This is a genomic window from Cyclobacterium sp. SOCE241 (assembly GCF_056867545.1).
In genome coordinates this window covers 205,326-217,971 of sequence record NZ_CP149779.1, presented here as the reverse complement: position 1 = coordinate 217,971, position 12,646 = coordinate 205,326, and the positions used below count along the sequence as shown (strand labels likewise).

7 protein-coding genes and 1 pseudogene are annotated in these 12,646 nt (G+C 40.2%); all 8 read right to left on the bottom strand.

What is annotated here, in order from left to right:
- Positions 1 to 129: 129 nt before the first annotated feature.
- Positions 130 to 507 carry a RagB/SusD family nutrient uptake outer membrane protein gene (locus WG932_RS01010; RefSeq protein WP_483086613.1) on the bottom strand — a complete coding sequence of 126 codons (378 nt, stop codon included), beginning with the start codon at positions 505 to 507 and terminating at the stop codon, positions 130 to 132.
- Positions 508 to 524: 17 nt separating this feature from the next.
- The gene (locus WG932_RS01005; RefSeq protein WP_483086612.1) at positions 525 to 1,691 is read right to left on the bottom strand and encodes a RagB/SusD family nutrient uptake outer membrane protein; all 1,167 of its coding nucleotides are present in this window, start codon (positions 1,689 to 1,691) and stop codon (positions 525 to 527) included.
- Between the two features lie 4 nt (positions 1,692 to 1,695).
- The gene (locus WG932_RS01000) at positions 1,696 to 3,924 is read right to left on the bottom strand and encodes a SusC/RagA family TonB-linked outer membrane protein (protein WP_483088543.1); all 2,229 of its coding nucleotides are present in this window, start codon (positions 3,922 to 3,924) and stop codon (positions 1,696 to 1,698) included.
- Positions 3,924 to 4,871 carry a carboxypeptidase-like regulatory domain-containing protein gene (locus tag WG932_RS00995; RefSeq protein ID WP_483086611.1) on the bottom strand — a complete coding sequence of 316 codons (948 nt, stop codon included), beginning with the start codon at positions 4,869 to 4,871 and terminating at the stop codon, positions 3,924 to 3,926. The genes WG932_RS01000 and WG932_RS00995 overlap by 1 nt, the downstream gene beginning before the upstream one ends.
- Positions 4,872 to 5,651: 780 nt before the next feature.
- Positions 5,652 to 7,995: pseudogene (locus tag WG932_RS00990) on the bottom strand (PSD1 and planctomycete cytochrome C domain-containing protein).
- A 207-nt stretch (positions 7,996 to 8,202) separates the two neighbouring features.
- A complete protein-coding gene (locus WG932_RS00985) occupies positions 8,203 to 9,738 on the bottom strand; it encodes an arylsulfatase (RefSeq protein WP_149395047.1) in 1,536 nt (511 codons plus the stop codon).
- Between the two features lie 67 nt (positions 9,739 to 9,805).
- Complete coding sequence (locus tag WG932_RS00980; RefSeq protein ID WP_483086610.1) at positions 9,806 to 10,846, bottom strand: hypothetical protein; 1,041 nt, start codon at positions 10,844 to 10,846, stop codon at positions 9,806 to 9,808.
- Positions 10,756 to 12,414: a metallophosphoesterase family protein gene (locus WG932_RS00975; RefSeq protein ID WP_483086609.1), complete on the bottom strand. Its 1,659-nt coding sequence runs from the start codon at positions 12,412 to 12,414 to the stop codon at positions 10,756 to 10,758. The genes WG932_RS00980 and WG932_RS00975 overlap by 91 nt, the downstream gene beginning before the upstream one ends.
- Between the last annotated feature and the right edge of the window lie 232 nt (positions 12,415 to 12,646).

The following is a 12,646-nucleotide window of genomic DNA, read 5'->3' as shown; positions in this document are numbered from 1 at the left end:
AGTCAAAATAAGGAGCGGGTAAAGTATTCTTGACACATTCATTTTTTCCTCTATTTTCAGTTTTTAAAGAAAAGGTTTAACCGGTCTCTGCCATCGCATAATTTCAGAGACCGGATAAGTTAATCCTTTTTACCAACCGGGGTTTTGGGTCAAATTTTCATTCAGTGATATCTCACTATCGGGGATTGGAAGTAACTGATAAAAATCGAGGTATCCATTCGGGAATTTTGTCTCAATTACATCGCCATTATGATCTTTTACTTCTACAGGATAAATTTCAGGCCCAATTCCCCATCTTTTAATGTCTGCCCAATACAATCCCTCTAAGGCAAACTCTATCCTTCTTTCATGCCTTAGTTTTTCTCGTGCTACTTCTTGAGAAAGCCCAGTGGGCAAAGGAGTAATCTTCACATCATCCCTTTCTGTTCGAATTCTATTAATTAAACTGATGGCTTCATCAATGTCGCCATTGGTTTCAATAATGGCTTCTGCCTTAGATAAAATCACATCCGCATACCTTAATACTATATTATTAAGGCCTGATTGGCCGGAAGGGGCAAATCTGATTCAGGTTCAATTCGATATTTCCTTGCACTAAGATGTTTTAATCGGTTTCCCGGATGGTTGAAAGCGCCTCCCGGATATTCATAATTTGGAAACCTATATCCCAAAATATAGGCACCGGGCACCACTACGGTAAACTCGAGTCTGGGATCTCTCCCTTCAAATGGATTATTGGGATCAACTTCCGAACCATCAATCATCTCATAAGCATTGACCAAATCATCAGTAGGTACATAGCGGCTTCCCCGGGTCCAGCTTCCGGTACCTGTACCACAATACTGATCATGCAAAGATCCTTGAGAATTTTCTCCGGAGATGTATTGAATATCAAAGATCACTTCCAAATTATTTTCATTTTCTAACCTAAACAATCCTTCATAGCTATGGAAAAGCCCATATTTATTCAAAGCATCAATTTCATTGATGACTTGCAATACCTCTTCATATTTACCTTGGTAAAGTAAAGCCCTCATTTTCATACCCAAAGCCGCCCCTTTCGTTGCCCGGCCTAGCTCAGGAGCTTCTGCATTAAGATTATCTATGGCCATATTAAAATCAGCCAAAACCTGCTCCCAAGTTTCCTCCCTACTTGCTCTGGTTATAGACCTTGCTTCTTCTGTGGAAATGGCTGTTAAAATAATCGGAACACCACCAAAGCCTTCAGCAAGTATAGAATAAGCCAATCCGCGTAGAAATCTAGCTTCTGCTCTGTAGATTGTTTTATCGGCTTCGGGGATATCTACCTGATCCAATGCTTGTAAAAGATAATTTGCTCTAAAGATTATTGCATAGGACCTCGTCCACCTAAAACTTACAATACTGCCATCACTAGAATTCAATTGCCCCGTTCCAGCCCTTGCAATTGGTGTATTCCCCCAATTGAACGCATTCGGTGTCGCTCCATCCAGCACACCGAAACCAAAAAGCCCTTCATTATAAATTGAGTTTTCGCGTAAGAGCGCATAAACCCCATTGAGTAGTAGTTTTATGTCCTCTTCATTTTGGGGGAAATTGGCTGAAGTAATTTTGTCTTCCGGATAAAATTCAAGAAAGTCATCTTCACAGCTTGAAAGTGGTAAAAGCAAAACTATTGATAATAGGTATAGTATATATTTATTGGTCTTCATGTTTTTAGAAATTTAAATTGATACCAGCTGAAAAAATTCGAGGGGTCGGATACACCTGATATCCCGCATCAAAAGTATTTCTTTCGGGATCATACCCTTCATACCCATCGCTGGCGATAGAAAAAACATTTTGTCCATTTACATAGAGGTAAATTTTTTGTACCCCCAATTTTTCAGCCATAGTGGTTGGAAATGAATAGCCTAATTGAACATTTTTCAATTTGATAAAATTAACCTCATTCACCCAATAAGATGATTGGTTGCTATCCCAAGGATTATTAAATTTTAAACTTGGATTTTCAGCATCCGGATTGTCAGGAGACCAAGCATCTCTCCAACGAGTAGAAATCATTCTGTTTTCCCAATCTAGGTCGGTGAAATTATTTTGGGTGTACATGTTAACTCCTAAAATCCCTTGAAACAATAAGTTCAAATCAAATCCTTTGTATTTAAAGCTTGGAGAGATGCCGAAAGTATACTTAGGTAAAGTATTTCCCAGCGCCATCTTATCTTCATAATTCAATCTCCCATCGTTGTTTAGGTCCTCATATTTTAAATTCCCGGCTTTGGGGGTAAATGGATTGGCATGCATATGTTCCAAAGCTTCATCATCTGACTGATAAATACCAATAGCATTGTATCCATATAGGGTTCTAAAAGAATAGCCTTCTCTAAGTAGGTACAATTGATCAGGTGAGTCTCCTCCCCTGAATTTGGTCACTTCATTTTGGATATAAGTCAAGTTAAGCCCCATATTGAATCCCAATTGGTCCCTATCAAATTTTAAGTTATTGTAATTGAGGATAAACTCAATGCCATTGTTTTCCATTTGACCTACATTCTCAAAAGGTGAAGAAATCCCTCCCATCACCGACGGGATAGGAAGCTGCACTAGAATGTCTTTGGTCGTTTTCCTAAAGTAATCCGCTTCCAAAGTAATCCTATCATCCAGAACACCTACTTCTAATCCAATATCTAAAGAAGAAGAGGTTTCCCAAGTTATGTTCTCATCTACTAATGCCGTTACAGCAGCCCCCGGAGAAAAACTCCCATTGTAACTATAACTTAGATTGTTATTTTGGCCAATTACTGTCAGGTAAGGCCAATATCCTGAAATATTCTGATTTCCTAATTGCCCCCATGAAGCCCTCAATTTAAGGTTAGATATTGCAGAAACATCTTTAATGAAATTTTCCTCAGACAATCTCCAGCCTGCAGAAAAGCCGGGAAAAACTCCCCATCGGTTGGCTTTACTAAATCTGGAGGATGCATCCGCCCTCACGTTCGCTTCAAATAAATACTTGCTCATCAGGGTATAATTCGCCCTTCCGAAATACGAGAAAATACGGAAGCCATTCATATTCCCTTCCCCTTGAATCCCGGAAGTACCTGCATCCACTTGGGTTAATCCTTCTTTTGGCGGTTCTGAACGCCTAGAAAACATATTCTTTACCTTGAAAGTCTCCACTTGTATGCCCCCTATCGCCGAGACACTATGGATTTCATTGTAATCTTTTTTGAAGTTAAAGGTGGAGAATAAATTATTTTGAAGACTTGAAACTTGTGATCGATTGATTTCTAAACCTTCGCGGTTATAGTTCCTCGTGGTTGTTTCAATTCCTGTATCCGTATAACCAAAAACGCTGGTATTGTATCGATCAACCAAATTCCAGTTACCATTGGAAGAAACTGTGGTTTTAAAAGAAAGATAATCGGTTAATTTGACATCTGCACTTAGGTTTAGCGTCAAAATGTTCTGCTCTGTATTGGTTAAACCATTGGCAGCATCAATCAAAGCATTTCTATTGTCAAAAAGCAAATTACCATCTTCACTAATGGCCTGAACGGAGCCAAATCTTCCATCTCGGGTATAGGGAGCAATATAGGGAGCAGAACCACCAAGCATTTCGAATACCCTTCCTAGGGAACCATAGGTAACGTCAGCATAGGGTTCATTGGAATCTTTGTGAATATAATTGAAGCGACCACTTACAGTCAACCAATCTTTAACATTGGAAGTAATATTGGCCCTCAGCCCATAGCGCTCAGAATTTGTATTGGGCACCATCCCATCCTGATTGAGGTAATTGAAAGAAAGGAAGGAGGAAGATTGCTCTGAACCTCCACGGATCGAAACATTGTGCTCCTGGATACTGGCTGAATTAAATATCTCCTTAAACCAATCTGTATTGGGATATTTGTAAGGGTCGGTTCCATTTCTAAATGCAGCTATCAGTTCATCTGAAAAAGTGGAGTCGATCCCTCATTCATTAAAGCTGTATTGGTTAATTCCATGTGTTCTGCACTGTTATTGATCACATCATACCTTCTACCTAAGGATTGTACACCAAAATAAGAGTTGATATTAATCTGCATGGCCTCATTCTTTTTACCCATTCGGGTGGTAACCAAAACTACTCCATTGGCAGCTTTTGAACCATAAATGGCAGCACTTGCAGCATCTTTTAACACAGAAATATTTTCAATATCATTGGGATTCAGTTGATTGAAAGAACCTTCAACACCATCAATTATTATCAGAGGGTTGGAATTATTGAGTGTCCCCCATCCTCTGACCCTAATTTGGGCCCCATCGCTTCCGGGTTTACCTGAGTTTTGGCTTACCCAGACACCTGATGCAGTTCCTCCTAAGGCTTGGGAGGCATTGGTCAATGGGCGATTGGTTAATTCATCGTCAAAATCAACGGTGGAAATGGCTCCTGTAAGATTTACTTTCTCTTGAACCCCATATCCCACCACAACCACTTCATCCAAGGAAGTTGCATCTTCTACCAAAGTAATACTAAGGTTGGTTTGATTGCCGGGATTGATTCTTTGTGTTTCGTATCCAATAAAAGAAATTAATAGGACTGCACCTTCAGGTACATCCAGGCTAAACTTCCCATCAATATCAGTAACAGTACCGGTAGTGGACCCTTCAATAACCACCGTTGCTCCGGGAACAGGTTCACCTTCATTGTCAGTAACTGTTCCTGAAACATTTTTAAAATCTTCTATTGCTGGGTTCAGGTAGGATAAGGAGGCTTTGTATGGGCTTGTTTCTGCAATGCTTTTTCCTTCTTTAGCATGAAGGGTTGGTAATAATAAACATTGCAATAAACTTCCAAAACACAAGGTTTTAGACACCTTACCACAAAGGTAGCGTATAGGTTTATTCATAATTATTTGGGTTTATTAAGTAATTGATTTTGGTAAATTTCGATTATTAAGGTACTATCTCAGTCAAATTTCCCAGAGGTAGGGCCTTAATAATTCTATCGGGCAATTTTTATAAGATTATGATTGTCACAGAATTATTTATTAAAATATTAATTTGAAAATTTTGTACAACATAAAAATTAATTTGTTGTAATAAAAGATTTTTATGTATCTAAACCATATTTTATTAGATATGTGGTATTATTATCCAATAAATGTAAATTTTGTAATTCTATTGCAGTTGAATTTACTGGGAAATATTACACTCAAATCTCAATTTTATAAAGCAGGAAAACTCGGCATCAATATCTAGATCTAGTGACCATTGTTGATTTCAAATCAAATTCAACCCGGATTATGAAATAGGATTTCTCCGCCCTGACTGTCAGGGGTGAAGCCTGTCCCGTGTTTACAGGAAGTGTTGCAATCGAAGGAAAATCAGGCTGTTTGGAGATTTTAGCATAGCTCCGCTATGGTGAAATTGAAAACAGTAAAGAAGAGGCTGATTTTGAGGCGATTTCAGCACGTAATAGATTATCTATTGCATATTTCGGGTTCAAGCTATTGGAAGGTTAATATCTAGGGCTGCCATGATTACATCTATCTCCTCTTAGAAAAGGCTAAAAATAAGGATCCCAAAGTGACTATTGGAGTACTTTATGGAGTAATAAAAGCTCTATGATAGGATTGAAAGAATGCTTTAAGCAATGTGTTAGGAGATAAAAAGCAATAAAATTATGATTAGGTTTTGGTGATGGCTTCTTCCAAATTATAAAGGGCTACGATGACTTGCATCAGCGCAGCAGTCCTCACCGCTTCTTTTTTGAAGCCGGCGATTCGCCTATATCCAAAGAACCGGAGGCAATTTCAGGACTATTCTCAAAGCGTAACACCTCCTCTGCATAAAAACCCAAAAGCAATTGATTTTCCTCGTTTTTAGGCAAGCGACCCAGGATTCTTACAAATGCCTCTGCAATTGCCGCCTCTTCATCTTTTAATTCATGGACTAATTTTTCTGCCAGAACCCTTGAGGCTTCCAAAACCAAAGGATCATTGAGGAGGGCTAAAGCCTGCAAAGGGGTATTCGTACGGTTTCTATTGACTTGGCAAATGTCACGATTGCTGCCATCAAAAATAAGTAGTGAAGGAGGAGGCAAAGTGAGTTTAATAAAGGTATATATTCCTCTTCTATACAATTTGTCCCCCTTGTCTTGCCGATAAATATTCAACTCTCCTCTTCCGGAACTGGAGGCCTCCCAAAGCCCTTCCGGTTGATAAGGTTTAACACTAGGCCCACCCAACTCGTCTACCAACAAGCCACTGCTTGCCAAAACCATGTCTCGGATTAATTCCGCGTGCAAGCGCAAGCGTGGGAAACGCGACAAGTAGGTATTATCCGGATCAATGGCTAAGGTTTCCTTGCTTATGGCAGAAGATTGTTGATAGGTGGTGGAGCTAACAATAAGTTTAATAAGCTGTTTGATGTCCCAACCACTTTCACGAAATTCCACTGCCAGCCAATCCAATAATTCTGGATGGGTCGGGAGTTTGCCCTGCATGCCAAAGTCTCCGGAAGAGGGCACGAGCCCCACACCCAAAATTTCCTGCCAAATAAGGTTGACAAAGACCCTTGATGTCAAAGGATGATCCTCGGCAAAAGCCCATTCTACCAAGCCTAGCCTATTTTTGGGCAAATCTTTTGAAAATGGCTTGATGATATCCGGTGTTTTAGGGTTGAGGGGTTCGCCTGTTGGCGCATCATATATGCCCCTGTCCAGAATAAAAGTGGGTCGAATAGAATCCTTTAAGTCCTGCATAATGGAAACAGCTATCTTATTGGAATCCGGATGATTGATAAAATTCAGGATACCTTCCGTATCCTCAGTATCCACCCACATCAGTGGTGATTTGGCACGTACCGGAGAACCTGCCCCTCCTTCAAAACCCTTTTCGGGTGTATTGTTAAAAAAAGCATAAAGATTATAGTAATCCTTCTGAGAAATTGGATCATACTTGTGGTCATGACATTGGGCACATTCCATGGTCATGCCCAAAATCACCTTGCTAAAGGTATTGGTTTTGTCCAAAACATATTCCACCCTGTACTCTTCATGAATTACTCCTTCCTCTTCAGTGATTTTATGGTTCCTATTAAAGGCCGTAGCTAAAAGTTGTTCCCTGTTGGGCTCGGGAAATAGGTCTCCTGCCAATTGCCATTTTAAAAACTTATCGTAGGGGAAATTTTTATTAAAAGCATGAATAACCCAATCCCTGTACGGCCATTGGGTCCTGATATTGTCATTCTGGTAACCAAATGAATCTGCATATCTGGATATATCTAACCACAACAAAGCCAATTTTTCTCCATAAGCAGGTTTGCTAAGGTACAGGTCAATCATTTGCTCCCAGGATTTTTCGCCTGAATTGAAGCTCCGCACTTCTTCAGAAGTGGGTGGCAATCCGGTAAGGTCCAGACTTAACCTTTTTAACAAGAAATTCTTTTTTGCTTTTGGATTGGGTGTAAGCCCATTTTCTTTCATTTTCGCCAATACAAAACCATCAATTGGATTTTGATTCCAGTCCGATAGAGATGATAGGGGGATGTCTTTCTTTACAGGTGGCTCAAAAGCCCAATGTTTTTCATAAATTGCACCTTGATCAATCCACTTCTTAATCAATTGTTTTTCTTGATCGGAAAGGCTTAAATTGGATTCAAGGGGAGGCATTGTTTCAGTAACATCCTCAGAAAAATTCTTGCAATCACTTCAGATTGATTGGATTTACCGGGGACAATGGCATGTCCATTAGGGTTATCATTGAGAGCTGCGTAAGCCCCTACCTCTGTATCCAACCTTAAACCCGCTTCTCTTTTGTTGGCATCAGGCCCATGGCAGGCAAAGCAATTGTCAGATAATATTGGTCTAATATGGAAATTATAACTGACCTGATCAGGAATTGAAGCTTGCTTATAGTTATTCTCGTTTGAACAGCTGTTTAAAGCCACTGCGGCAATAAATAGCATCGTTAATATTGACGTAAAAACTGCTTTATTCTTCAATCCTACCGGGTTTACTTTAATTACCATTCTAATTTAATGGATATCAAGCAGATTGCCAACATTTCTTCCGTAGTTGTATTTTAAAACTATTCTATTTATGAGGATTTTTATTTAGTATAACCATTGCCTACCCACTAAAAAACATTATCCGCCCTAATTAACTTTGTTGGCATAAGGCGGATAATGACTTTATCTTGTGATCAACTCAAAAGAGCATTAGAAGATTAATGGCGGTTAAACTCCATCCAATTCCTCAAATCTCCAACGCTCATTAGGAGATGTTGTGTGTTCTCTGGCTACAATTTCCTCAACTTTGTTTACTATATCCGGATTTTCTTTAGCTACATCATGCATTTCCAAAGGATCACTTTTTAAATCAAACAATAACCAAGAAGAACCTCCTTTTTGAACATCCAATTTTAAGGCTTTCCAGTCTCCCATTCTGACGGCTATCTGGCCGCCATAGGAAGGAAATTCCCAATAAAGGAATTCAGGTTGAGACTGTTCGTGCCCCAGTAATGTTGGGAAAAAACTGGTTCCATCAGTGGCTATTTCTAAAGGTTTCCCTGCTACTTCGGCCAAGGTGGGCATGACATCATAAAAAACTGATGCATGGTCACTAACCGATCCTTCTTTGATTTTCCCTGGCCATGAGGCGATCATCGGTACCCGAATACCACCTTCATAAAGAAAGCCTTTGCCAAAACCTTTTTCTTCTCGAAACGCTCCCCCACTATTAAACCATGGAGAATCTGTTCCCCCATTGAAGGTAGGACCATTGTCAGAAGTGAAAATAATCAATGTATTTTCATATAGTCCCTTACTTTTTAATTGTTCAACAAGTTCCCCTACTTGCTCATCCATATAACTAACCATGGCTGCATAAGTGGCCCTTGGGTAGCGCGATGGATAATAAGAATTTTCTCCCAAATAAGGTTCTTCTTCACCAAACTTTTCCACATAATGGTCTATCCATTTTGTAGGGGCTTGAAGAGGTACATGAGGTATTGGGGTTGCCCAATATAAAAAGAAAGGTTCTTCGCTACTCTGTTCGTCCACAAAGTTGGTAATCTTATCAAACATCAGCTCAGGAGCATAGTCAGTAAGAAAATAATCTCCATAATTTTCCAAATTATAGGGATCAGCACCTTCCGCCAATTTTTTATTTGGAGCGATTGTATCGTTGTTCAAATATACCCGGTGTTCATTTTCGTAAAGATGGACCGGATAAAGGGTATGGGCCTGCCTTTGACAGTTGTAGCCAAAGAAATAATCAAAACCTTGATTGGTGGGAATTCCTTCTGTATGTGGAGCCCCTAAACCCCATTTTCCAACGACAGCCGTGGTATAACCGGCTTCTTGAAGCATACGCCCAAGGGTATAAGTACCTGTGGCTATTGGTCTCTGGCCTTCGAGGGTCGAGTCTGCCAACATGGCATGGTAATTCCAAACATCACCTCTACTACCCCACTCATCATTTCCCCTTACCTGAGAATGACCGGAATGTTGCCCGGTGAGCAATACTGCACGGGCGGGTGCACAAACAGGTGCCCCTGAATAATGTTGGGTAAACATCATTCCTGAGGCTGCCAAAGCATCAATATTGGGCGTTTCAATTTTTTCTTGTCCATAACACCCCAAATCTCCATATCCCAAATCATCTGCCAGGATGTATATAATATTGGGAGGAACAGTTTCCTCTTCCTGACTTTGGCAAGCTGGCAATAGGGAAACAATAAAAGGTAGTAATAATAGTAATCTGTTTTTCATTCTTAATTTATGTGATTAAGCAAATTTTAATTATACTTTCAAAAATGGCCATATTTTTTGGGATGTATTATACCATATCGGCATCAAAATCAACTTTAAGGGTTGGCAATTGATCAGAAAAGGTATTCAACGCATTAAACACCATGCTTTTTCCTAACTTATCGTCTGTAACTTTCACGAAGTAATTTCCCTCCCTGAAAACTTTCGGCCGGAAAACCTTATCATTGACCCTAAGTGAATAAACCAATTCCCCTGATTGTGCTTCAAATACTTCTACAATCGGTTTGTTACAATTGCTTAAATCCAAAGGAGGAAGCGTTCCTTTGGCATTTCTTGCATAATTTTCCTTTTGAGAAACCGTTATCGGCCAACCTTCATATTGTCCGTTTGGGTTGGATTTTGGATCTACGTATCTAGGCCAACATTCCATGGTCATTTGCTTACCTTTCTTATCAAAAGTGACAATTCCATAGCCGGTAGAACGGTCATGAATTAATGCAGGTTCAACGCCTGTTTTTCGTGGATTTGCCACCGCATGCACGGTCATTTTATTTCCAAATCCATCATTAAAATTCCCAGTATACTTTGGCTTTCCTGGTAAAGGTTCATGACTTTCAGGTACCGGTGGCCACCAGCGCCTAGGAAATAAATTATTCAATGCAGGCCCGGCAAAAGCATAGCCGGAATCTTTGAATTCATCTACCCCATATTGCACAACCGAGGCCAAATGTTGGTCTCCGGCAATATGCAAGGCAAAAGCCTTTCTAATAATTTTTATGGCTTCATCTCTCCCTTTCTGTGGCCAACCGTTGGAATCCATGTCAGAAGTAGGCGCATCTCCAGGCACATATTCTCCCAATTCAGGAATGGGTAATTTTGGCACAATACTGTCGATTATACTACCCTCCGGGAGGGTCGCTACGGTACAAAAGTTGGTTTGCGATAAAACCGCCTTCATTTCTGCACCTTTGCTCCAATCTGTAGACCAATGCTTTAAAAATTTTAACTGGCGTTCGCCTAATAAGTCTGCTTCAATATCATAGTATTCTTTGATGTCAAATTCCCTGTTTTGGATAAAACCATTGGTAACCTTAGCCTCCTCAGGCAATACATTTTTGGTGCAGATTTGAACTTTCTGTCTTCAAGAATAGCAAAGCTAATTCCCCCATAAACCCAATCGGTATAGTATGTGCCTATACCTTGTTTTACAGGTGTTGGATCAAATGCATCCGGAAGGTGGCCTGTTTGGGTCAATTGCACCATATTTACCCACTCTGCCGGCATTTTATAACCTCCCTGATCTTGGGCTACATAGGTCCATCCTTCATCGGTTGGAGCCACCTTTCCTGCTTCTCCCCAAACATTGCCATGGTAAACATCATGGTCATCCGGAATAAAAGCCGAAGGTATATGTCTAAAAATTTCCCTGTAGGACCAACCAAACATGTACCATTTTCGAAGATAATCCAGGCTTGATTTTTCCAATGGTGAAGTTTGAATACCAAATCCACCGGTACTTTCATAAAATTGATCCCCTAAAAACACCGCCATATCCGGGGTATGTTTAAGAGAATGTAGGCTAACTTCATTGTCCGGGAATCCATAATCTGCATTGCAACTAAAGACCGCTAGTTTTACCTGATCCTGATTGACCGGCTCTTCAGCGATAGTCCCTGAATAAAAATGGCTTTCTACCCCACTTTTTAAGGGTAAGTCTACTTTCACTCGGTAAGGAACTGCACGTTCCTCTGCCCAGTCTTCTAGTCGGAAGTGGACAACTCTTCCCAATTTATCAATAGCTGCTTCTTGCACAGTGTTCCAAGCCGCACCCTTTTTTAGTTGCAGGCTGATTTTATTGCCCGTTATTTTTTCAATAGGCGCCAGTTGCGCAGCTAATTTTAATACTCCATCGTGCAAGGTATAATGGGCAAAACACACTGGTCCAAAAGTTTGATTTTCTGCAGCCAATACCTTCTCGCCAGTAACAACCCAATCTGAAAAAGCCACTGAGTCTTGGAAAAGTGCTTCTTCCGGAAAGTGAGATACCAGCGCAATATTTCCTCCTAGGTCACCCTTATAATTTTCAATTTTCAATACCCCCAGGAGTTGCTTGCTTTCAGAAGCAAAAGCTTCTAAAAGCAAATCCCCGCGCTCTCCTTTCACCACCAAGATAATTTCTTTATCCAAAGGCAATTTCTCAGAACCCATTTGGTTACCAATAAATAAATTACCTCCACCATTGATGCCAGCATCAAGGCCTTTGCCGAAGACTGCAGCAGACCGATAATCCTCAAATTTTCCTTTGGCACCAATTCGCATGCCTACATAGGAGGCTGGGTTCCCAATATTATCTTCATTGAGCCAGTTTACCTTTACTTCAGCCTTGAATGAGTCGTTTTTAGGGCTTAACTGATGGGTGAGGCTATGGAGTGTACGGTTCTTGGCGCTGAGGTTGCAAACCGCTTTTCCATCTCTCAACTCCCAATCTTGCAGGCGATTTCCCCAGTATTCAGGACCTACCCAAGCCATGTCCGGCCAATTTTGCCAATTGCTTTTAAACGGACTCCCTTTTTTAAAGGGTTGTAGGGGCCTTGTTGCGGCCCAATTTTCAGTAAGGACCAATGATGAACCTACTGTTCCTAAGGCGATTGATTTGATGGCTTTTCTTCTTTTCATAATTGTATTAAAGCTAATTTGGGGTCAATTATTTATTTTTGTAGGCTGTTGCTATTTCCTGTGGTCTATAAAAATTTGTTAAATAAGTTTCAATATAATCCAACACAAACCAAAGTCATAGGATTTTTGACAATTTTGAAAAATTAGCATCTATTTTTAGTCAATTCCTTTTCATTTTGTCTAAAGTTATTCAACTGCCCCAGTTGTAAGTTTATCCTTCGGGAAAATAAGT

Coding starts and splice junctions, on each gene's coding strand:
- WG932_RS00995 (WP_483086611.1), bottom strand. CDS start 4,871: ATGAATAAACCTATACGCTACCTTTGTGGTAAGGTGTCTAAAACCTTG.
- WG932_RS01005 (WP_483086612.1), bottom strand. CDS start 1,691: ATGAAGACCAATAAATATATACTATACCTATTATCAATAGTTTTGCTT.
- WG932_RS00985 (WP_149395047.1), bottom strand. CDS start 9,738: ATGAAAAACAGATTACTATTATTACTACCTTTTATTGTTTCCCTATTG.
- WG932_RS00975 (WP_483086609.1), bottom strand. CDS start 12,414: ATGAAAAGAAGAAAAGCCATCAAATCAATCGCCTTAGGAACAGTAGGT.